Genomic DNA, 22,234 nt, shown 5'->3' on the forward strand with positions numbered 1-22,234 from the left:
AAAGAGCAAAAAATATAGAATCTACTACAGGTTTTCCGAAAAGAAACAAGTTAATTTCTCTGCCACAGGAAAAACGTATTCCGGCTTATCGTATAAATCGACATGGGTTGCCCCTTCAATCCGGTAGAGTTCTTTCGGTTCATTCGCTTTGTCATAAGCGCTTTGACTGAAATAAATCGTATCGGCTTTACTACCTACAATTAGCAGGATGGGACGCGGGGAAATTGTCTCTATCAAATCGAAAGCATGAAAGGCTGCCAGGCGGTCATTGCAAGAAAACAGGAATTTATTATGCGAATTGGGATGAGCGGCACGCGAAGTACAATAATATTCGTAAGCCTCACGCTGTATAACTGGTGTACTCTCTGTAAAATCATTCTCCGAGTTCGGTACATATCCCACATAGAGGGGTGTTTCGCCCCGTGCTTCACGGGTACGTTGAAGGGCTACCTCACGATGCATCTGTTTTCTTTCTTGCTCCGTCCAGCATTGTGCAAAACCGTTACGCTGGCTGTCCCCCACATCCCACGTACTGATACCTGCAACTGCCTTGATACGGTATTCTGTTTGCGTGGCATTGATAGCATAACCCGCGCCGGCACAAATACCCATCGCACCAATACGTTCTTCATCTACATAAGGCAGTGAAACCAGATAGTCTATGGCACACCTGATATCTTCTACCCTCGATGTCGGATCTTCGAGATAACGGGGAAGACCTTCGCTCTCACCCTGATGAGAGGCATCGAATGCCAACGTGACGAATCCTTTTTCGGATAAAAGGCGGGCATACAGACCGGCAACTTGCTCTTTGACACCGTTACCCGGATGTGACACTACGATACATGGGTATTTCATCTCCGCATTGAAATCTTCGGGAAAATAAACTTCTCCCGCCATCTTTAATGTTTTGTTCAAAAAGAACACTTTTTGCTTGATGCTCATATCTATTTTACTTTAAAGTGATTATTTATATGATTTACCGGAAATAGTCACACAAGCCGTAGATGAATTTACATTCCTTCCGACTTCATATCAATGACAAAACGATATTTCACATCATTCTTTTCCAAGCGCCGGAAAGCCTCGTTAATCTGGTTGATGCGTATTAATTCGATTTGGGCTGTGATACCGTGTTCCGCACAAAAATCAATCACTTCCTGTGCCTCGGCAATGCCACCGATGTTGGAGCCGGAAAAACTCTTGCGCCCGTTTACCACATTGAATACGCCGACTTCCAGAGGTTCATTGGGCAGTCCGACAAGCACTATACTACCATCTACTTTCAATATATTAAGGTACATGTTTACATCGTGGCGGGCAGAAACCGTATCCAGAATCAAATCGAATTTACTTTGGGTTGCCATTTGCCCGGCATCGGTAGAAAGTACAGCTACGTCTGCACCCAGTTCTTTGGCCGTTTCCATTTTAGCGGGAGATGTTGTAAAGACAGTCACATGGGCTCCCATTGCCTTGGCTATCTTTATTGCCATATGCCCCAGTCCGCCGATACCTACGATGCCGACCTTCTTCCCCGGACCGGCATTCCAGTGCTTCAACGGGGAATAAACGGTAATCCCTGCACATAAAATGGGGGCCGATGCCGCCAGATCAATAGTTGCAGGAAGTTTCAATACATAGTTGGCATCAGCCACGATAGCCTGCGAAAAACCGCCATAGGTCTGTCCACCGAGAATCTTATCCGGTGCATTGAAAACGACCGTCCAACCTTCATCACAATATTGTTCCTCACCTTCGTGACAATGTTCGCAATGTCCGCAACTGCCCACAATACATCCGACACCAGCCAAATTTCCGACTTTGAATTTGGTTACCTCCGTACCGATCTTGGTGATACGTCCTACAATCTCATGTCCGGGGACAATAGGGTAAGTAGTACCACCCCAATCATTATGTATGGAATGAAGGTCCGAATGACAAATGCCACAATACAAAATATCGATCTCCACATCGTTCGGCAAAAGGGAACGACGCTGAATGTCCAACGGATGGAGCGGTGTTTTTGCCGATTCCGTTCCGTACGCTTTTACTGTTTTTGTTTTCATATTTTACTAACTTAAATAGTTGATGTATTCATAAACCTTAAAACTTCACATTGCTACTGTCTCTCTATGCGCATGGAAATATTCCCAGATACATCCAGTGCTTCCACTCCATCGCCATCTATTCGCCCCAGATGAATCATAGAGTTGCTATAACCGCCATCGCCTCCATAAAAGAATGCGATATTACCCCACGGCACATACAGGTCAATGTCTCCACGTGAAGAAGCATTTCCTCTTGGTGCACCGTCGGTTGCCAATGCCGGATTCGGATAAAATATTTTCTCGGCTCCGGCGTAATCGTTTAAAGTCACTTCCAGAGGCAACCGGGATAAGAAATCACGTGCCGTTACATTGTCTTCCATTGTTGCGGTTATTACCCGTTCACCGATTGTTATATTAATCTTCAGGCTATTCTGCCCCTGCTGGTTCCCATCTTCATTATCCTGGCTATTACCGACACCGAGCAATGCCAGCCAATCGGCTACCCTATTCCCATATTGGCTCATGGTAGCTGATGTCAGATGCAGTGTCTCTGTTAAAATGGCATCCGGACACAACCCTCGTACCTCATCCACCGAAGTTGAGATACCGCTACTGCCACTGGTTGCAAACAGGGCAATCTTTTTACCGGAAAGTTTACCGGCATGTGCATGTAGAAAGGACTGCATAGGAGCAGCCATGTGGCCATACCAGATAGGATAACCGATGAACACTGCTTCATATTATTCGAAAGTTTCAATAGATGTCTTGATTTCAGGATAAATGCCCGTTTCAATAGCCGCTTGTTCCCTTTGAGCACGTTCCAGCATTGCATTGTAGTCGTCTTCGTAAGGTATAGCAGGCTCGACTTCCAGGATGTCACAATCGAGTGCTGTATGGATTTGCTGCGCTACACGTTCCGTATTTCCGCTACGCGAACAAAAAAGAACTAGATAACGGCCATTACCTTCCGGTACATTACTCTCATCGTCACCTTCATTGTTGCCAGGCTGTTCCGGTTCGGGAAGTATTACTCCTTCCGAACCACTGCATGATGACAATTCCAGTGACATCAACAGCATCAAGGAATATAACAATAGTTTTTTCATTGGCTTTATTTTAATTCGACTAATTCATATTTCTGACTTCCCAATCCTATTTTCTCCGCATAATCCAGCGTATGCATTCCGTGGCGCGAATCAATGCGCTCTATCAGGTGTATCTTTCCATGGTCATCGGATGCACGTACCAAATCGGTGCAAGCCTTGTCGAGTGCCACCGGATCAAGCGAAGCGAGAATACCTATATCACACATTTTGGGGTCTTCCGGACTGGAATCGCAATCGCAATCAACAGAAAGATTGTTAGCGACACTGATATATAGGATATTTTCTCCGCAGTGCTCAATAATTGCTTTGGCAGCTTCAGCCATGGATTCCAGAAAATCGTCCTGTGAAGGATTTCCCCAACTTGTGGTACTGGCTCCGGCAGAATGAATATAACGTTTGCCATTGGATGAAGCAATACCAATGGAAATATTCTTAATGGCACCACCGAATCCGCCCATGGCATGTCCCTTAAAATGAGAGAGGACTACCGTGAAATCATAATTCAGATAATGTGAACCGACTATGTCCTTCTTAAGATGTCTGCCACCTTCCAAAGGAAGTTCAACCTCTCCGTCAGCATCCATAATATCCACATTCGCAACAGATGTAAATCCATGGTCGCGGGCGGCTTTCCTGTGGGATTCCGTATCGGAACGCCCGCCGCCATAGGCGGTATTACACTCTACAATCGTGCCGTTCATTTTTTGAACCAGGTCTTTAATCAAAGCAGGTTGCAAAAAGTTATGCCCGCCCGGTTCACCGGTACTGAGTTTGACAGCTACTTTGCCTTTCGCAGTGCGCCCAAGCGCTTCATACACCTTTATCAGATTTTCTGAATTTATCTCCTTCATCAGGTAGACTTTGGGCAGCTCACTTTGCAGACTGCCAGCTGACGGCTGCTCTATGCCACCGTTCCGCCCTTCCCCGTGGGAAGCATTGCAACCATACATACTTAATGGCAACATAAAAAATAGAATTAATAGGTTTGACAGATACCTTCTCATAATGGCATACATTTTAATTTGTGATAATCAAATTTGTTTTCCCATTTCATAGGTTTCCTGCAAAGCAGGATTTCCTTTTATCTCGCCCGCGTGCCAGACGCCGGTGGCAAGAACTTTTCCTTTTACGACCGGTTTTTCCAGGCAATCGATGAAGCCCATCAAGTTGTCAAACACGTGTTCCAAAAGCGGTCGGCCTTCATTGCCTTCGGCTGCGGCTGCAAGAAAATAAAATTCCTTGTTCGTCATTTCTGTGTAGGGACCACAACAACGGTCGAGCATCGTTTTCAGTTGCGCACTCATTGCATAAAAATAAACCGGCGTTCCAAGTACAATGACATCGGCAGCCAGCATCTTACTGATAATTTCGGCCGCATCATCTTTTTGAGGACATGGTTTCTTGTATTGGCTGCATACGCTACACCCCGTACAATAGTTGATTGTTTTATCCCGTAGAAAAATCTTTTCCACTTCATTTCCTGCTTCTACCGCTCCGCGCATAAATTCATCACAAAGCGTGTCCGAGTTTCCTCCACGACGTGGACTGGATGATAAGATCAATACTTTTCTGTTCATAACTATATGTTTTTTATCTAATTTTCCTGTTACAAAGATAGTCTGTCAGTAAGAGAGTGTTTGTAGATGAATTACGGGTAATATAACCCGAATTACAGATTAGATTCTCCCCATGATCGTTTATGGTCTTATAGAAACAACTTCTCCGATTATAGGGGAAAACACTTCAACTGAATCCAACCGACTCAATTGCCGGGCATTTTCCAACGGTTCATTCCATGCATGGCGTGCCATTGCATATTTGGAATGATGTACCGTCAAAACCCTCTTCGGACGAAGTTCTTTTACTTCCTGGGAAAGATCCTCCGGCAATGAATGTACATAAGGCCACTCTTTGTTGTATTGCCCGTTTTCCAAAATCGCAAGATTAATATCAGGAAACCTTCTGCCTATTTGGGCAAAATGACTGCCATAACCACTATCTCCACCTATGTATATACGTTGCACAGGGGATTGCAACAAAAATGACGACCACAGACTCTGGTTGGCTTTTAATCCCCTGCCTGAATAGTGCCGGGCAGGCAGACAATGTATGGCGAATCCGTCCTCCAAAACGGCATATTCATTCCAGTCTAATTCAACCAGGCTATTCGGGTCGAATCCCCAGTATTCGAAATGTTCCCCGACTCCCAATGGACAAATGACCATACCTATCCTGTTTTTCAACTCCGTTACCGTCTTGTAATCAAGGTGGTCCCAATGGTCATGGGTAATAATCAGATAATCTATATCCGGCATCTCTCCCGGGGAATAGATACCGGCTCCCGGAAACGGTTTGTTGATGAATGAAACCGGAGCAGCCTGATAAAATACAGGATCAACCAGAAAACGTTTTCCACCGGTCTGAAGCAGATAGGAGGAATGACCGAACCAGACAAGCAGCTCTTCTGTGGATGCCAATACCTGTAAATCTGTCTTTATGGCTGGAATGGGAGTTGGAGGACGTAGGTTATCAGGCTTCTTTCCAAAAAGGAAATCCCAAAATCCTGCTATACGGCTTTTTTTCGATACGGTTATCGGAGTAAGTTCCTGATTCTGAAATGCTCCGTCCCGGTAATTCGGAGAGTGTTCTATTCTACGCAACCGTTCCCCTTGCGGCAATCGGCCAAAACGGGGTTGATTCAGAAAACCACAGGCTCCAACAAGCAATACGAGGAACAAGGTACACAGGATCAATAGGATCATTTTCATTCTATTTTTCAACATTTTCATTTTAGTTTTTCGTAAAGGCAACCACTTTCCATAAGTCAGCATCCGCCAAATCCATTCCAATGGACCATATTGGAAATAATGCAGCCAGCAACAACTGAACATAACTTCTACCACATATACACCGGTAGCTATCAACAACACATAAACCAAGCCCATGTCAGCACCCAGTCCGAAACCGATACCGTAGAAAATCAGAATTCCCCAGACAGATTGCCCTATATAGTTGGTCAATGCCATGCGTCCGGGAGCAGCCAACCAGCGAAAAAGCCGAAGTTCCTTATTCCGCAGATAGCACAGGCTGATTCCCGCCGCATAAGCCATACCCAAAGGATATATACTGACAGTATAAAGAAAAGAATGTCCGGCCAATCCCCACGGATGGCCATTCATGGCACTCCACGCATAAAGCAGCGAAACGGGAAAGCCGATGACACTCCCCCACATAGCAGCCTGTTTCAATACTTTTTTCTTTTCTTCCAGCCGGGCATAAAAATGATTCCTGCCGATATAAAAGCCCAACAGGAACAGCCCCATCACCTTGAACGCCCGGTTTCCGTCAATAAACTCCTGCATCCTGACGAAAGCACCTTGTATCAGGAATCTGAACACATCCGTATAGTTGTCTGCATCCCGTAGCCAATAGGCGAAGTTATCATCCGTAATGCCATACCGGACACAGTAGTGTTGTTGTATACGAATCACGACGGCGGAGGGATTGATGCCCGTTACCATAACGAGTGTATCTATCCCTATGGGCAGCAACAGGAATATGACCGAAGCAATAAGCAATCCTCTGTTCGATACATTCCTGAAAAGAGGGAGGAAAAGTCCGATCAAAGCATAGAGCATCAGGATGTCGCCGCTCCAAATAAACATCAGGTGTACGAAACCTATCAACAACAACATTGCCATTCGCCTATAAAAGATAGAAAAGCCGTTGACATGCTTCCGCATCGCATTCGAAATAATAATAGAGAAACCGATGCCGAACAACAGCGAAAATAGTGTATAGAATTTCCCGTCTATAAATATGTATTGCAAGTAACGGGCAATCCGGTCTACTCCAGCCGTTGGCATTGCTGCTGCCACTTCACCTTTCAGGAAACTGTAAAGCGAAAACTCCGGAAAGTTTGCCAGGCATATTCCCAGCAAAGCCAGTCCGCGTAAAACATCGAGTATGAGATAACGTTCCTTGGAACGGACAGGTCCGGCAGTATCCGTATTCATATTTTCCATCATTGCGATACGACTTCCAGTTTAACCTGTCTACGCGATTGTTTTGCCCGGACTCTCAATGCGACGAACACGACACTTGCCACAAGAAACAGCAGAGAACCGAAGACGGAATAGCGTGTGCCTGAATAGGTAATAAACAGGCCACAAACGGCTGCACCGATCGTTGTACCCAAATTGGCGGACAAAAGATATAACCCGTTAGCAAAATCCGGTGCTTCGGGAGCTGCATCGGTTATCATATATTGCATAGTATTCTGGGCATATCCGGCAAGTACGCCAAGCAGTAGGATGATGGCTGCCATAGCCATTATCCATTCTCCCAGAAAGTAGAGGCATACATAAGATACAAACAAAACAAAGGGAATCAACACCATGCTCCGTACAGGATTCATGGCCAGCTGCTTTCCGGCTATGACATTTCCTGCAATATTGGCAAGGCCGTATATCAATAACATACTGCTGATTACGTTGTAGGAAACTTCTGTGACCGTCTTCAGATAATCCGACATATAGCTAAAGAATCCGAACAGGGCTCCGTTAATCAACGTGACGGCAATAACGGAATACCACGTAATCTTTTTTTTCAACACCCCCAGCTGTTCGCCATAGGATAACTTTTCCTTGACCGGCATGGAAGGCACGAAAAGAATAGTTGCGATGAATACCAACGCATTGATCACCGTAAAAAACGCCATTCCCATCGTGAAGGAAACTTCACTTGCAATATAGCTTGTCACAGGTACTCCCAACACCATTCCGGCAGAGACACCTATGAAAACCTTAGCAACAGCCTTCGGCGCTTTTTCTTTGCTAACAGATGCAGCCGCAACGGTGAAAGCCATAGAGACATAGACGGGATGCAGGAAAGCCGGAAGTGCCCGGGCTATCAACAATACCGTAAAATTGGAGGTGAACATCGAAATAATATTGCTCAATGTGAAAACTCCCAATGCCAACAACATCACTTTTTTCCGGTTTACACCTGAAAAGAGCAAGGGGGTGACAGGGGCGGATAAAGCCACCACCAACGCAAATATACTAACCGTCCAACCGGCTTCAGGGACAGTCACATGAAAAGTTTCGGCAATCAGGGGCAATATGCCTATTACGCCCATCTCGGTATTGATGATTCCGAATACACCCACTGTCAGGATAAAGACGAGCAATGCGCCCGAATTGGGTTTGAGTTTACTTGTTTCTTTCATTATCTATATTATTCTTTTGTTTTCATATTGCAAAATACGGAAGAATTACAGAAAGTTCTTGTAGATAGATTACGGGGATGATAACCCGAATTACAGATTCTTAAGAATGGAATGTTTATCCCCAGCCCTATACAATTAGTTTCTTTTATTGGTTTATTTTTCTATATTTTTCTGTACGCGCATCCTGTATGACACCACTCCAATTCAAACCGAAAGCGAAATCATAGAAATGACCTTCCTCATCCTTGTAGCATTCCATATCAAACGGAACGTCTTCATTCTGCCACTCCACCGTTTCCATATTGGCAGGCATCTGTAACGGCAGAAGTCCCGACGGTTCGTATTTTCCGGAAAGCACGTCGAAAGCTGGTTGTTCATTGATGTTGAAGCGCAGGAGTATGGCATCCACGCATGACTCAAACTCACTGAATATCATAGGGCGGAAAATGTTGGCAACAACTATCACTGGCTTATCACCCATCTTCTTTCGGGTGGCGAGAATGGTGTTCAGGTCAGTGGTGTTGCTTGCAGTAACCGTCTTCCCCAGATAAGAACGGTTCGTTATTTTAGGATCAACCACCGGATCACCAGCTGCGATGCTCTGTGGTCGGGCTACAGTCGCGGTATAAGGTTTGTGCTGCAATGTGATAGGCACATATCCGTTTCCACCCTGCTCGCGGTCATCAGGCTCGTAACCTCCACCATCGATATGCACATGGGGGCTTTCTACGAATACAATGGCAAAGTCTGCCTTATCGGGATTGGCGGTCACATTATAATATTTGCTTACCAGTTTCAAGTCAATAGGATAATCAAGCGTTTCTTCCGACCAGTGACCGTACCAGTCATGAACGGACGGGGTATATATCTTAGGGATATAAACCGTCTTATTTTCTTTGATAGGAAGTACGTTATTCTTATTCTTCAGCATGACAATAGATTTCAATTGTGCTTCATAGCCCACTTTCATAAAATCAGGATTCCCTACGATACGTTCACTATTCTCCGGGTTCAGATAAGGATTCTCGAAGAGACCGACACGGAATATATTGCGTAACAAACGAACAGCCGACTGTTCCATACGCTTGCGCATAAACTCTTCTCCATACTCTTGAACTCCCATCTTATAAGCCTCCAGCAACGGAGCAATTTCCATATTACCGCCAAACTGGTCTACTCCTGCCGTCAATGCGATGTAGTGCCTTTCTGCAACAGTCTTATCTTCCACGCCCCATGGTTTGCCTCCGAAGACTCCCGGCTTGTTACCTTCATTGGCAGTTACCAGCCAATCGGTACATACCACACCATCGTAGCCATATTCCTCACGCAACAAGTCGGTTATGATATATTTATTGAAATTATTCGCATAGTTCGTGCCGTCCGGCGACTGATTATAGCTGATTGTGTAATAAGGCATCACGGCAGAAGTCATCTTGGTTTTACCGTTCAGGCGAAAGGCTCCTTCTACAAAGGGTTTCAGTTGAGTATTCAAGTTATTCCCCGGATATACGGCATATTTCCCGAAAGCCCAATGGGCATCACGTCCGCTTTCTACCGTACCGCCGCCGGGCCAATGTTTAGCCATGGCATTCACACTGTTGTATCCCCAACCGTCAGCTATCTCAGCATCTCCGGTAGATGTCTGAAAGCCATCCACGTATGCTCTTGCCATATCGGTTGCCAGTTCCGGACTTTCACCAAAAGTCATGAAAAGACGGAACCAACGGGGCTCTGTACTTAAATCAATTTGAGGAGAAAGGGCGGTAGTGATACCCAATGCACGATATTCCTTTGCGGCAATCTCGCCGAAGCCACATACCACTTCCGGATCAAAAGTCGCAGCCAAGCCAAGACCGTCAGACCATAGGGAGATTTTACCGCCCGTGCCGGAATTGAATTCGGAAGAACCGGTTGCCGCATGCCGTGGGTCGGAACTGGTATTACAGGGTATTCCAAGCCCCAAGCTTTCCACGTATGATTGCATCTCATTATTCCAATGAGCAGCCGATTCGGTACGGTCTACTTTTGTAATCAGCACGTGACGTACATTGTCATCTTTCAGGAATCTCTTTTGTTGGTCGGTCAGATACCAACTCCGGACAGTACTCTCATCAAAGTTCTTTCCATTATACGAACCTTCGGTGATAATGCCCGTTCCCATCGGGTCTGCCGGTAGGGACTGGTGAGGACTGTAAAGCATCAGTCCTGCTATCTGTTCAATCGACATTTTGGATGCAAGGTCTTCGGCTCGCTCATCCACAGGCAAACGCCAGTCTTCATAGGTGTCAAGCAACCCGTTACGGTTCAAATCCTTAAATTTTAATCCATCCGTATCCAGTAAGGTAACACCGGAATGGGGAGAGTACCCCAAAGTAGGGCCGTTCACATTCTCAACGCTAATAAACTGCGTTTCACTGCTTTCTTCCGATTGTCTGCAACCGGAAAAGATTATAAGCATCATACAACCTGCGATAATAATCTTTTTCATGGTATATATGGTTTAAAATTAGTATGTCATGGATTCAGGATTGCCAATTCCGGATTATGCAATTTCAAATGTTATTTTCACAGGACCGGAACCTGCCATTTCCCGGATAGCTTCCATGCCTTTCCCATCTATTTTGCCCAATGGAACTTGGCAGAAAGAATGTCCGGCATCATGATAGTAAATGCTGAGGTTTCTGAATGGCGTATAATAGTTGATGTCACCGGCTGAAATATTCACTCCATCTTCCGGTTCATCAACAGACAAGCGTTTGGGAAGACGACTACTTCTTTCTTTCCGATTATAATCACCCAGTGTCAAAGTCAAAGGAAGCATGGACATAAAGTCCCTTGCACTGTCATTGGCATACATAGTGGCTGTGAATACCGATTCTCCTACAATTAAATTCAGTTTCATATTCGTTATCAATTGGATTTTTTAAGTTGATTTTCTTTTCAGAATGCATATCAGAACTTTCTTCTGATTTCATATTGCAAAAGTAGCGGCTGGAATCCAATCTCTTTGTAGACAGATTACAGACATCATAACCTCAATTACAGATGTGCTATTTTTTGCCTTTTTTGAATAACCTAATGGAGAAAGAGTATATTCAAAACGGTAATAATGGTTGGATAATCTGTAATTTATGTACAAGCTAATCACCGAACCGGCTGTATCTTTGTCACAGTAACTATAACATAATATTAAATAGCAAAAATAATTTGTATGAGAACAATAAATAAACTGATAGCAGCAGCACTATTAACCATAGCCACCTGCCATCCCATTAATGCACAACAGAATATGAAAAATGTATTGAACCAACGGCAGCAGAACATCGTTGCCATCGCATGTTTCGAAGCGAAAGGTGATTTGGAAAATCTTTTCGGAGCTATCTATACCGGATTGGATGAAGGCTTGACTGTCAGTGAGATTAAAGAGGTGCTTTCACATCTTTATGCTTATACCGGTTTCCCGCGCAGCTTGAACGGGTTGGGTGTTCTTCAACAAGTGCTTGCCGACCGCAAGGCTAAGGGCATTACGGACAAGGAAGGCAAGGACGCCGATTCTCTGCCCGAAGATTTCGATGCATTGAAAGAAGGTACGGTTGTACAGACCAGGCTTAGTGGCGCTCCTTTCAATTATACATTTGCTCCGGCTACCGATTATTACCTGAAAGCACATCTCTTTGGTGACATATTCGCACGTAACAACCTGACTTTCCCGGAACGTGAACTGGTAACGGTCAGTGCCCTATCCGGCATGAAAGGCGTGGCCCTCCAGTTGAAATCACACGTACGCGGCGCAAAAAACATGGGACTGACGGATGCGGAAATACATTCTATCCCGGAAGCATTGATGCAAAAGGTAGGTGAAGCAGAAGCCTACCGTGCAAAGAAAGCGATTGCCGAGGTGTATGGAGAGGAATTCAAGGAAGGTGAACCTATAGAAAGCAGGGTGTTCCCGATTGGCGAACCCAATACGGCTTATGCTAAATACTTCATCGGGAACAGTTATCTGGCAGCACTGGCAAGTGGAGAGGGAAAACTTCATGTTTCCAATGTGACTTTTGAACCACGTTGCCGTAACAACTGGCACATCCATCATAAAGGTGGCCAGATCCTAATCTGCGTGGGTGGTAAAGGGTGGTATCAGGAATGGGGCAAGCAGCCTCAAGAGTTGAATCCCGGTGATGTGGTCGATATTCCTGCCGAAGTGAAGCATTGGCATGGTGCCGCTGCCGACAGTTGGTTTCAGCATATTGCCATCGGCGTTCCGGCTGAAGGTGCAAGCGCAGAATGGCTTGAACCGGTGACTGATGCGGAGTATAACAAACTTAAATAGGACATTATGCAGACAAGAGCAACAATCCATAATGATAGATAGACAATAAGAAAAAAGTTGTACCCGGATTACAGATAGTATAACCCCAATTACAGATTTCGCTTACCGCCTGAAATTCGTATGCTTTTTATTCCTATCTTTGCTTTAGTTCAAATACTTACGTCTATGGAGCAGATAATAAAATTAGAAAATGTGGATCAGTACAATAGCTTGTACGGACTTGAAACGTTGCATCCGCTGATAAGTGTCATCAACCTTACCAAAGCAACCAAAATAGTAAATCATATCCAAATGAATTACGGACTTTATGCACTCTTCCTGAAACAGACCAAGAGTTGCAACATCAAATACGGACGTACTTCATACGATTACGAGGAAGGGACGATTGTTTGTTTTGCTCCGGGGCAAACAGCCGGTGTAGATTTGATAGAAGATGAGGTGGCTCCCCAAGTTTATGGAATAATCTTCCATCCCGATCTGATTCGTGGAACCTCATTAGGAAAAAATATTAAGGCCTACAACTTCTTCTCTTATGCCGTCAATGAAGCATTGCACCTCTCGGAGCAGGAGAGAGGCATCGTGATGGATTGTATGGAAAAAATCAATATCGAACTGGAACATGCCATAGACAAACACAGCAAAGCTCTGATTGCAATGAACATAGAACTGTTGCTCAATTACTGTATGCGCTTTTATGAACGACAGTTTATCAGCCGGAGTGATGCAAATAAAGATGCCCTCACTAAATTCGAGAAATTACTGGATGATTATTTCCAAAGCGAGTTGCCAATACGGGACGGACTACCTACTGTGAAGTATTTCGCAGACAAGATATGCCTATCGTCCAACTATTTCGGAGATATGGTAAAGAAAGAAACCGGAAAGACACCCCAAGAGCATATCCAGGAGAAAGTGATAGAACTGGCAAAGGAACATATTGTAGATACGGACGAAACGGTAAGCGAAATAGCCTATACACTGGGGTTCCAATATCCGCAACACCTCTGCCGGTTATTCAAGAAACGTATCGGATGTACGCCGAATGAATACAGACTGCAACACGGACAGGTTATGTAATTGCTCAGGATGTTTCTCATATAATGCACTATGAATATGGATGAAATAATAAAGATTGATACAATAGACTGTTACAACAAGCTGTATGGACTGGAAACCATGCATCCGCTGGTTGGAATAGTGGACTTGGCGAAAGCGGCCACCTTCCCCAACCATATCCGCATGAATATGGGAGTTTATTCGCTTTTCTTGAAACATACCAAATGCGGTGACTTGAAATACGGGAAAAAGCTGTACGATTACCAGGAAGGAACCATCGTCAGTTTCGCCCCCGGGCAAGTAATCGGGATTGAACTGAAGGAAGACGCCCGGCCTTCTTCCATTGGCATTATTTTTCATCCCGACCTGATACGGGGTACATCACTCGGGGAGAATATCAAACAATATACATTCTTCTCCTACGAGGTAAATGAGGCACTCCATTTATCCGAAGAGGAAAGGCAAATCATCATTGATTGCCTCGATAAAGTCCGGCTGGAACTGAACCATGCCATAGACAAGCATAGCAAAACACTGATAGCCAAAAATATTGAACTGCTGCTTGATTACTGCATGCGCTTTTATGAACGGCAATTCAATACCCGGAGCAAGGTAAACAAAGACATCCTTGTGCAGTTTGAGGCTCTGCTCGACGGGTATTTTCAAGGGACAAATGCCGAGAACAAGGGATATCCTACCGTCAAGTACTTTGCGGACAAAGTATTCCTTTCTCCCAACTACTTTGGCGACCTCATTAAAAAGGAAACCGGACAGACAGCCCAACAGTATATATTGTCCAAACTCATCAGCCTTGCCAAAGACCGGATTGTAAACACCAACCAATCCGTCTCTGAAATAGCCTACGGACTGGGATTTCAGTATGCACAACATTTCTCCCGTCTGTTCAAAAAGAACGTAGGTTGTTCTCCTAATGAATACAAGAAGATGAATGTATAACCTGCCGGCAGAAGCATCGTAAAAAGAGAAAGAAGTAACTGCGCCTGTTCCTATTGCTCCTTTTTTCATGAAACGAAATACCGACTTTGTATATAGATTACAGATATCATAACCCCAATTACAGATATGCAAGGATGAGAGGAATAACCATAGCCTAAACACGCTATCTTTGCCTCGAAAATAAGTTATACAAATGAAAGAGAACATATTAAATATCGAAACAGTCCACGAGTGCAACTGCTGCCTGGGGTATAAGACGCTTCATCCACTGGTCAGCGTCATTGATTTGTCACAAGCCAACCTGGAGCAATGCACTATCAAATTTGACTTCTACACTGCCATTATGGTAGAGGGCGACGTGGAAGACTTTTTGTACGGACGCAAGTATTATGATTATTCCAACGCATCGCTACTATTCCTCACTCCGGGCGAATCCATCAAAATAGACCATCGCGAATTGCTCCGCCGGAAAGGTTGGCTGCTTGCATTCCATCCCGATTTACTATATCGCACTTCGCTTGGCGAGCATATAGGAGATTATACATTCTTATTCTACAAACCGGATGAAGCTCTCCACCTGTCCTTGCGCGAAAAGAATAAAATCATAGACTGCCTGCACAACATCGGCGATGAATTGGGACATGCCATAGACTGCCACAGCAAAACTTTGATTACAAGGCATATCGAACTGCTGCTCGATTATTGCACCCGCTTCTATGAACGGCAGTTCATCACACGTTGCGAAGCGAACAAGCCTATCATCCGTCAGACAAATATACTGCTGGACGAGTACATTCAATCCGGGAAGTTGAAGCATGGAGTCCTGCCTTCGGCTGAATATTGTGCCGACCGGCTCCATTTATCCACCCACTATTTCAGTGATTTATTGTATTTTGAGACGGGACAGGATATTCAGGAATATTTCCAGTTCAAACGCTTGGAAGCCTCCAAAACGATGTTGCTGCAACAAGGATGTACAGCCGGTGCGGTAGCGGAAAAATTGGGCTATCCCAATGTACAACAATTCAGCCGTATCTTTAAGAAGATCAACGGGATAGCTCCCGGTGATTATCGGTTGGCACAGAACTAAAAAATTATTTCAAGAAAGAGAAAAAATACTATTCATGTACTTTCCCTTTGTCTTGAAACAATACATTTTTTGGAAGCAATAACAAACTTACCCCTTCTTTAGCACTACATGCTCCGAATGTTTAACCTTTACATACGGATTGTCACCCAAAATCATCTGATGTACCGTCTTCACCTGTCCATCCAATAAACAAACTGAACAGTGGTCATTACAATTTTATCCCTTTAATCGCTTTCCGATTATCATTGACATCCGATTCAACAGTAAAGGCAGGATTGGACTTTTCAAATGTAGTTTTAATTTTGCTTTCATCTATAGAATTTTGTAGTTCTGTTGGAGCCAAAGTAATTTGTATCTTCCGTTCCAACGCCGCCACCTCAGATTTAAGCTGCTTCAACTCATCCTCCTTTTTCCACGTACCGCTGGCTACTTCCCGAAGCGTGGGCAAATCCTTCTCCAACTTTTCGTTCTCCGTCTTGTACTGCTCCATCAGTTTCGGAATGCGGTCAAGCGCATTGAGGAAGTTCGTTGCCGCCGCCTTGTGGTCGGACATTGCCAACTGTCCGTTGTTGTAGGTGTACTTGTATGCACCCTCGATAAAGAAGCGGTTCTGTTTCACCTCCACGCCCTCACGGATGGAGCTTTCCGTTTTCACAAGTATAGGGAAACCGTACAACTCACCGATAGGCAGGTATTCACCGCCCGTCGTGGCGTTCTTGGCAATCTCCTGTAGCCGTGTCCCGACGCTTTTCGCATCGGTAGCCGCCAGACCGTCCAGCTTTACTAGATTACGGTAATACCCGTCCTCGTCGGTCTGTGCCCGTAAGGTAAAGGTTTCGTAGTCTGCGGTCAGCTTGGCAAAAATTGCCGCCCATGCGTCGAAGCAGTTGATGTTCTGTCGTTCCAGTTCCTTCGGGCGGAGATATTTGAACAATAGATACAGTTCCGTCAGCGAATTGCTGATAGTCGTACCCGAAAGAAACGTAGCCCCCAAATCCTTTCCCGTGCGTTCCTGAATGGTGCGCAGGGCAAACAGCATATTGAGTGCCTTTTGGCTTCCCTCGCTGTTTCCCAACCCCGCCACCCGGTCGTGACGGGTGTTGAAAGTAAGATTTTTGAACTGGAGGCTCAAATCCAAACTTTCGGATTTGAGTCATTATCAGAACTTAAACAAAATCCAAACTTTTACATACAACATATTGAAAAACAGACACGAATAAGATTGTTGATTCTGATTTTATTCCTTACTTGTAAGTCCATTATTAACTCAAAAAATATAGAATATGGATTTACGAAACTTGAGAGACACCTACCCACTTCTTCTTTCCTATATGGAAACAAAGAGTTATTCCAAGCAATATATACAATATATTGAAAAAGACATCCTCTGGATTATCAACGAATCAAGTCATTATGCCTGGCTAAGCTATGATGATATTTATCAAACTTATGTTGACAAATGGAGTAACAAAACCACCCTAAACCACAAGAAGCGTAGACTATTAGTAATAGAACGGTTCGATTTGGAATCAAAAATGCCCAATGGCTTAAAACATGCTCACAAATCATCCGCATACGACTCTTTATCTGCCGAGTTCAAAGACTTTATTGATACATATCGTAATCTTGAAGGATTAGGATATTCAAAAAAATATCTAAAAAGTACGAGCTATATGGTATGTTCTTTCTTATTGGACTTGCAAAACAAAGGAATAAATTCATTTAAATCAGTTACAGAAGAAAGTGTATTGGACGTTTTTTCTTCCGACGGAAAGATATGCAGAAGTTACAACTTCAAATACACAGTAGAATTTGCTTTCAAAACGTGCTTGCCGTTTTATGGAGATGGAATATGCTCCAGAATGCTATCTTACCTGCCTGCTTTACCTCATGTAAAAAAGAATGTGCAATACCTCACCAAGGAAGAGATGTGGCGCATAAAATCAGTGCTTGAGAAAGACACTACACTTTCTCTGCAAAACAAAGCAATTTGCCTATTGGCACTTTACACAGGTATGAGAAGTAGTGATATTTGTTCGCTTACTTTTAAGTCCATTGACTGGGATAACGATCTGATTCGTATCAAACAACAGAAAACCGATGCTGCGCTGGTACTCCCATTATGTGCTGTAGTGGGCAATGCCATATTTGACTACATTACCAAAGAAAGACCAAAGTCATCTGCTGATACCATATTCCTGACCGTCAATGCTCCTTACAGGAGGTTGCATTCGTCCAACCTGAACGCAATATGTGTCTCCATTATGGAAAAAGCAGGCATAAGGCAAAATCCAGGAGACAGGAAAGGCATGCATCTTTTCAGGCACTATCTGGCGACCTCCCTTTTGGGCTATGGAGTGGAGCAACCTATAATCAGTTCCACACTAGGGCATCAATCCCCTAGTTCACTTGCACCTTATCTGAGTGCAGATTTTACCCACTTGAAAGAGTGCGCATTGAACATTGAGCGCTTTCCTGTGAGAAAGGAGGTTTTCCAGCCATGAGATTCCAATCATTTTTATCCAGTATCATGGAAAATTATGTCGCTTACAGGAATGCCTCGGGGCACACGAGTACCAGTTATGTCAAGAACATCATTCGTAACGGAACGGCTGACCCGATTCGGATTATATGGCGGAACGCCATTTCAGTCAATCTTTAATTAGGCGATTGATTACAGTTGAAGCTGATATATAAAGGTATATCGGAACACTCGGAACGGGCAGTTACTTTTCGTAAAATCCATTTTCTAAGAATCCCTGCATTGCGACTATGAATCCGAAAAGCAAGAGCCATAATCATATCCAGCCCGTAGTAATCCGGCAATATTGTGGTTCCAATCACCGTGCCGCCGTGCTGCGTATCTGTTATAACTACTTCCGATTTTAGAATCGCCCGTACATTAGACCGTATAGCCGGTATCATTACCCCGAACAGATCCGCTATCTCAAAGTCCTGCATCATAACCTTGTCGGGAACAGACACTGTGCCGTTCCCGTTGATTGTTACCATTGTTCTCTTTTCCATATTCATTTTTATCAGATTACTTTATTACCCCTTGTCTTTCTCCTTTCTATCAACCTGTCCATGTCCTCCGAAATCTTTTGGTCGGTGATTTTGGCATAGATTTGTGTGCTGGAGATATTCGTATGCCCCATCATCTTGGCTATACTTTCAATCGAAATACCCTCTGATAATAAGAGTGTTCCGAACGTATGGCGGGCTTGATGATGCGAGAGATTCTCCTTAAATTCCAGCGCATTGCCAACAGCGTGTATCTCGTGCCACAAAACATCACGGATAGGCAGTGGGAATACAGGCTTCGTGTCATCGGTTGTATTGTAGAGCGACAGTATCCGCTGCGCTATCGGATGCAACGGGATGAAAGCCTCCACACTCGTTTTACCTCTCTTCTCACGGATATAAGTCCGATTATCAGCGGTCTTGCTGATATGGTGCGGATAAAGCCTGTATATATCCACGTAGGCAAGTCCGGTAAAAGAGGAAAATATAAACATCCGTCGTGCCAGCTCCAACATGGGATCTTCCATCGGAGTTCCCAACATTTGTTTCAGTTCGCCACGACTGATATGACTGAGCCGTGGCGGATTTTTCTTTTCGTAAGCAACATCTTCCAACGGGTTTGCCCTTATGACCTCCCTGTCAACGGCGATATAGACCAGCCTGTTGAGCCAACACAGGCACTTGTTCATTTTGTCGGCACTACACCTCATATCTTTTAGTAGAAAGAGCTTATAGGACAGACCGAATTGTTCCGTAATTTCAGTGAAAGGAATATCCTCCCTGCCAAATGAGAGGAGGTATTGTTTCAAACATTCCTGAAAGATGACGGATTGGCGGTAGGTGGAACGGGAGTTGATTTCAACGGAACGTTTTTCCAGCCGTGCTAATTCCTCCATGCCTGCCTGTAATAAAGCGGTTGGAACAGAATTTATGCCGACAATCGTATTTTTCAACAGTTCGGCACTGATAACACCTGAACTTTTAAGTATCTGTTCGTAAGCGTGTTCGATTTTCTGCCTGAATTTCAGGAGCGTACCGTTTGCCTTATTGTTTTTGACCTCTCCCTTTTGGGAATTAAAGTCTTCGGGGTTGCAATAGACACCTGTCGTGACAACACTGTTTTTACCGTCAATCGTGATACGGCAAAGAACGGCAGTAGTTCCGTCCGCCTTAACCTTTGCCCGGTTGATATAATAGAGTAGCTTGAATGTACTGCGCATAATCGTTTTATTTTTAAGGATTAAAGAACTAATTTAAAATCACTCGTAGCCAGAATGAACTTGTCCATATCCTCGAACAGCTTTTTAGGGGTTACACGGGCGTAGATTTGTGTAGTCTGGATATTACTGTGCCCCAACATTCTGCTGATGGTTTCAATCGGTACGCCTTCTTCGAGCGTGACCAGCGAGGCGAAGCTGTGCCGCCCGGCATGATAGACCAGATCGGTTTTCATTCCTGCCAATACCCGGAGGCTTTTCATATTGGCTCTCAACACCCTGTAATCCTGTACGGGGAGCAATGTAGCCCGTGTGTCGTCCTTGAACTTATCCAATATGGCTATGGCTTCGGGCAGTAATTTGACACGAGCCAGCAACTCATTTTTCTTCCTGCGGTATTTCAGCCACAATTCTCCGTTGTCATCGGTAAACAGATTCTCACGGGTAATGGAAACCGTATCGGCATAAGAAGTTCCCGTATAACAGGCGAAAAGAAACAAATCCCGTGTTAGGGCGAGTGAAGGTCGCCGGGAGGAGATTTCAACATCCCGTATCTTTTCAAAGTCTTCACGGCTGAGAGCTTTGGGGGCGGTTTCTTTCTGTTTCGGCAGTTTGTAGTGTGCGAAATAGAACTTTTCAGAGTATCCCTCTTTGAATGCCATTTTGCATACTTTTTTCAGAATGGCAAGATAATGGCGCACGGTTTCCATTGCCAGACCTTTTTCGCTTAGTGTGTAGTCTTGAAAATCACGGATGAACTGTTCATTCAATTGTCCGAAAGCGATGTCGGAGCTGTTGAACTTCTTTTTTATCAGTTCGGCAAGGGTTTTACGGGTGTAGTGGTAGGCGGGAATAGTTCCGACGGCAACATCCACACCCACACGGGATTTCAAATCATCAATCAGCAGGTCCAATCTTTTCAACAAGGTCATTTGTGTTTCCACGCTACCTTGAAAGAGGTTCTTTACTTCTTCGGCGGTAAACGGTTGTTTGCACTCCAAAAGGGCGTTGTAGGCTTCATTGATGGACAGCAACAGCTTGTCCAGCTTGGCATTGGTGACTACCGCTTCCCGACTTTTACCGTTCAGGCGGCTTTCACGTGGATTCCATAAGTCCGGCGTGCAGGAAAGTTTACAACTGAACTGCGCCATTGAGCGACCGACCGTCACCCGTCCCATGATGGGTGTCTTGCCCGACTTGTCGGGAGTGCTCTTTTTCAAGTAGAGCAATACCTTGAATTTTTCTTGTTCCATAACGCTTATAATTTTTGTGGGCAAAGTTACCCGTCATATAAGCGTTCTTTGATGTGCAAAACACTGTGTATCAACGGAGATAAAACACGATTGAAGTTCTTTTATCTGCTTTCAGTTACCTAACTCTTTTCGGTAACTGACCGGTTAACGGTTTGGTAACTGAAAAGGTGCGTAAATACGCTGTATTCTGAACTTTTCATCTTTAGCAAATTAGAGTAAATTAGCTCATTTCAAACGTGTTACCTGTTATACTGCATATCATTGCTTTTACCTGCTTTCTGGTAGATTATCCACCTTTCAAGACATACCTACGCATCCGAAATTTGCTTATCTCAAGGCGCACCGATAGAAACAGTAAGCCGCATGTTAGGGCATAGAGATTTACGTTCCACGCAGATATACGCAAAAATCAGCAATAATAAAATATCAGAGGACACCGATAAACTGTCCGTCCAGTTCTGCCAACATTATATCATCACGGTGGTAACAACTACGGATATATTCTTTCAGACGGTCTATGGAAGTATCAAACTTGGTAACTGTGCTTTCCGTATATTCTTTGCCAATCAGGGCACGACATTTTTCGTTATGCTCTGCATACACTTCCAGCAAACTGCGTTGTACCTTATCCCGTCCGTAGAAACAATCCTTTATTATATCGGCTGTTATCGGTTTGTTGTCTATCTCCAGTTCACGGTGTATCTGTAAAATTTTGGCACGAACCGTATTTATATAGTGGTTCAGTTCTATGGCTACACGGTCTTTTCCTTTGGAACATTCCTTTTTCTGATTCCATAAGTCTACAGGAATACTCCGTTTAATCATAACTTCGGCTACTCGCTTGTTTACGGTGATGCGCATACAAACAGGAGCTTCACCGTTTTTCAGAAGTTTTGATTTCTTAATGATGAACAATACGCTTA

Annotated in this window: 18 protein-coding genes and 4 pseudogenes; 6 read left to right on the plus strand and 16 right to left on the minus strand. The window is 44.3% G+C overall.

Annotated features, from left to right (window positions below; translation table 11 throughout):
* Positions 1-24: 24 nt before the first annotated feature.
* The 11 genes and pseudogenes from C1721_RS15780 to C1721_RS15825 all read right to left on the minus strand — a co-directional run bounded on the left by C1721_RS15780 (position 25) and on the right by C1721_RS15825 (position 11,286).
* Positions 25-918, minus strand: coding sequence for an alpha/beta hydrolase (locus C1721_RS15780; protein WP_234347556.1), 894 nt, complete (start codon positions 916-918; stop codon positions 25-27).
* A 95-nt stretch (positions 919-1,013) separates the two neighbouring features.
* A complete protein-coding gene (locus C1721_RS15785) occupies positions 1,014-2,066 on the minus strand; it encodes an NAD(P)-dependent alcohol dehydrogenase (RefSeq protein ID WP_102409125.1) in 1,053 nt (350 codons plus the stop codon).
* A gap of 53 nt (positions 2,067-2,119) precedes the next feature.
* Positions 2,120-2,779 carry a cyclophilin-like fold protein gene (locus C1721_RS16420; protein ID WP_262497562.1) on the minus strand — a complete coding sequence of 220 codons (660 nt, stop codon included), beginning with the start codon at positions 2,777-2,779 and terminating at the stop codon, positions 2,120-2,122.
* A 9-nt stretch (positions 2,780-2,788) separates the two neighbouring features.
* Positions 2,789-3,154 (minus strand): NADPH-dependent FMN reductase family protein, encoded by a 366-nt coding sequence (locus C1721_RS16425; protein WP_262497563.1) that lies wholly within the window; start codon positions 3,152-3,154, stop codon positions 2,789-2,791.
* A 5-nt stretch (positions 3,155-3,159) separates the two neighbouring features.
* Entirely contained in the window at positions 3,160-4,158 is a 999-nt protein-coding gene (locus C1721_RS15795) for a DUF362 domain-containing protein (RefSeq protein WP_102409594.1), read from the minus strand.
* Between the two features lie 27 nt (positions 4,159-4,185).
* Complete coding sequence (locus C1721_RS15800; RefSeq protein WP_102409126.1) at positions 4,186-4,731, minus strand: flavodoxin family protein; 546 nt, start codon at positions 4,729-4,731, stop codon at positions 4,186-4,188.
* A 120-nt stretch (positions 4,732-4,851) separates the two neighbouring features.
* Entirely contained in the window at positions 4,852-5,937 is a 1,086-nt protein-coding gene (locus C1721_RS15805) for an MBL fold metallo-hydrolase (protein WP_102409596.1), read from the minus strand.
* A 42-nt stretch (positions 5,938-5,979) separates the two neighbouring features.
* Positions 5,980-7,182 (minus strand): annotated as a pseudogene (locus C1721_RS16490) (DUF418 domain-containing protein); the annotation flags it as partial.
* A complete protein-coding gene (locus C1721_RS15815; protein ID WP_102409127.1) occupies positions 7,179-8,384 on the minus strand; it encodes an MFS transporter in 1,206 nt (401 codons plus the stop codon). The pseudogene C1721_RS16490 and the gene C1721_RS15815, both read right to left, overlap by 4 nt.
* Before the next feature lie 145 nt (positions 8,385-8,529).
* Positions 8,530-10,872, minus strand: a complete 2,343-nt coding sequence (locus C1721_RS15820) for a glycoside hydrolase family 3 protein (protein ID WP_102409128.1) — start codon at positions 10,870-10,872, stop codon at positions 8,530-8,532.
* Between the two features lie 54 nt (positions 10,873-10,926).
* Positions 10,927-11,286, minus strand: coding sequence for a cyclophilin-like fold protein (locus C1721_RS15825; RefSeq protein WP_102409129.1), 360 nt, complete (start codon positions 11,284-11,286; stop codon positions 10,927-10,929).
* Between the two features lie 309 nt (positions 11,287-11,595).
* On the opposite strand from C1721_RS15825, the gene C1721_RS15830 reads away from it, so the two are divergent.
* The 4 genes from C1721_RS15830 (at position 11,596) to C1721_RS15845 (ending at position 15,817) form a co-directional block, all read left to right on the plus strand.
* Positions 11,596-12,714: a carboxymuconolactone decarboxylase family protein gene (locus C1721_RS15830; RefSeq protein WP_102409130.1), complete on the plus strand. Its 1,119-nt coding sequence runs from the start codon at positions 11,596-11,598 to the stop codon at positions 12,712-12,714.
* 165 nt (positions 12,715-12,879) lie between these two features.
* On the plus strand, positions 12,880-13,791 hold the full coding sequence (locus C1721_RS15835) for a helix-turn-helix domain-containing protein (protein ID WP_102409131.1): 912 nt from the start codon (positions 12,880-12,882) through the stop codon (positions 13,789-13,791).
* A gap of 36 nt (positions 13,792-13,827) precedes the next feature.
* Positions 13,828-14,727, plus strand: coding sequence for a helix-turn-helix domain-containing protein (locus C1721_RS15840; RefSeq protein WP_102409598.1), 900 nt, complete (start codon positions 13,828-13,830; stop codon positions 14,725-14,727).
* 193 nt (positions 14,728-14,920) lie between these two features.
* Positions 14,921-15,817, plus strand: a complete 897-nt coding sequence (locus C1721_RS15845) for a helix-turn-helix domain-containing protein (protein ID WP_102409132.1) — start codon at positions 14,921-14,923, stop codon at positions 15,815-15,817.
* Positions 15,818-16,025: 208 nt separating this feature from the next.
* Here the strand turns inward: C1721_RS15845 and C1721_RS15850 are convergent.
* Positions 16,026-16,955, minus strand: a pseudogene (locus tag C1721_RS15850) (hypothetical protein); the annotation flags it as partial.
* Between the two features lie 145 nt (positions 16,956-17,100).
* Here C1721_RS15850 and C1721_RS15855 point away from each other — a divergent pair.
* Entirely contained in the window at positions 17,101-18,321 is a 1,221-nt protein-coding gene (locus C1721_RS15855) for a tyrosine-type recombinase/integrase (RefSeq protein WP_102409133.1), read from the plus strand.
* 154 nt (positions 18,322-18,475) lie between these two features.
* Here the strand turns inward: C1721_RS15855 and C1721_RS15860 are convergent, their stop codons facing one another.
* From C1721_RS15860 to C1721_RS15870, 3 genes are read right to left on the minus strand one after another with little or no spacing between them, the layout of a single operon-like run.
* Positions 18,476-18,844 carry a virulence RhuM family protein gene (locus C1721_RS15860; protein WP_234347557.1) on the minus strand — a complete coding sequence of 123 codons (369 nt, stop codon included), beginning with the start codon at positions 18,842-18,844 and terminating at the stop codon, positions 18,476-18,478.
* 11 nt (positions 18,845-18,855) lie between these two features.
* Entirely contained in the window at positions 18,856-20,061 is a 1,206-nt protein-coding gene (locus tag C1721_RS15865) for a site-specific integrase (protein ID WP_102409135.1), read from the minus strand.
* 20 nt (positions 20,062-20,081) lie between these two features.
* A complete protein-coding gene (locus tag C1721_RS15870) occupies positions 20,082-21,311 on the minus strand; it encodes a site-specific integrase (protein WP_102409136.1) in 1,230 nt (409 codons plus the stop codon).
* Positions 21,312-21,602: 291 nt separating this feature from the next.
* Between C1721_RS15870 and C1721_RS15875 the strand changes: the two are divergent.
* Positions 21,603-21,761: pseudogene (locus C1721_RS15875) on the plus strand (tyrosine-type recombinase/integrase); the annotation flags it as partial.
* Here C1721_RS15875 and C1721_RS15880 read toward each other — a convergent pair.
* A pseudogene (locus C1721_RS15880) lies at positions 21,750-22,234 on the minus strand (Arm DNA-binding domain-containing protein); the annotation flags it as partial. The pseudogenes C1721_RS15875 and C1721_RS15880 sit on opposite strands and share 12 nt — an antisense overlap.

Origin of the sequence: Parabacteroides bouchesdurhonensis, from assembly GCF_900186615.1 — a bacterium.
Classification (GTDB): Bacteria; Bacteroidota; Bacteroidia; order Bacteroidales; family Tannerellaceae; genus Parabacteroides; species Parabacteroides bouchesdurhonensis.

Bases quoted from the DNA above. Each gene is read 5' to 3' on its own strand.
- C1721_RS15795 (WP_102409594.1), bottom strand. From the start codon at position 4,158: ATGAGAAGGTATCTGTCAAACCTATTAATTCTATTTTTTATGTTGCCA.
- C1721_RS15800 (WP_102409126.1), bottom strand. From the start codon at position 4,731: ATGAACAGAAAAGTATTGATCTTATCATCCAGTCCACGTCGTGGAGGA.
- C1721_RS15785 (WP_102409125.1), bottom strand. From the start codon at position 2,066: ATGAAAACAAAAACAGTAAAAGCGTACGGAACGGAATCGGCAAAAACA.
- C1721_RS15835 (WP_102409131.1), top strand. From the start codon at position 12,880: ATGGAGCAGATAATAAAATTAGAAAATGTGGATCAGTACAATAGCTTG.
- C1721_RS15825 (WP_102409129.1), bottom strand. From the start codon at position 11,286: ATGAAACTGAATTTAATTGTAGGAGAATCGGTATTCACAGCCACTATG.
- C1721_RS15815 (WP_102409127.1), bottom strand. From the start codon at position 8,384: ATGAAAGAAACAAGTAAACTCAAACCCAATTCGGGCGCATTGCTCGTC.
- C1721_RS15845 (WP_102409132.1), top strand. From the start codon at position 14,921: ATGAAAGAGAACATATTAAATATCGAAACAGTCCACGAGTGCAACTGC.
- C1721_RS15865 (WP_102409135.1), bottom strand. From the start codon at position 20,061: ATGCGCAGTACATTCAAGCTACTCTATTATATCAACCGGGCAAAGGTT.
- C1721_RS15840 (WP_102409598.1), top strand. From the start codon at position 13,828: ATGGATGAAATAATAAAGATTGATACAATAGACTGTTACAACAAGCTG.
- C1721_RS15805 (WP_102409596.1), bottom strand. From the start codon at position 5,937: ATGTTGAAAAATAGAATGAAAATGATCCTATTGATCCTGTGTACCTTG.
- C1721_RS15830 (WP_102409130.1), top strand. From the start codon at position 11,596: ATGAGAACAATAAATAAACTGATAGCAGCAGCACTATTAACCATAGCC.
- C1721_RS15820 (WP_102409128.1), bottom strand. From the start codon at position 10,872: ATGAAAAAGATTATTATCGCAGGTTGTATGATGCTTATAATCTTTTCC.
- C1721_RS15860 (WP_234347557.1), bottom strand. From the start codon at position 18,844: ATGGAAAAGAGAACAATGGTAACAATCAACGGGAACGGCACAGTGTCT.
- C1721_RS15855 (WP_102409133.1), top strand. From the start codon at position 17,101: ATGGATTTACGAAACTTGAGAGACACCTACCCACTTCTTCTTTCCTAT.
- C1721_RS15870 (WP_102409136.1), bottom strand. From the start codon at position 21,311: ATGGAACAAGAAAAATTCAAGGTATTGCTCTACTTGAAAAAGAGCACT.
- C1721_RS16425 (WP_262497563.1), bottom strand. From the start codon at position 3,154: ATGAAAAAACTATTGTTATATTCCTTGATGCTGTTGATGTCACTGGAA.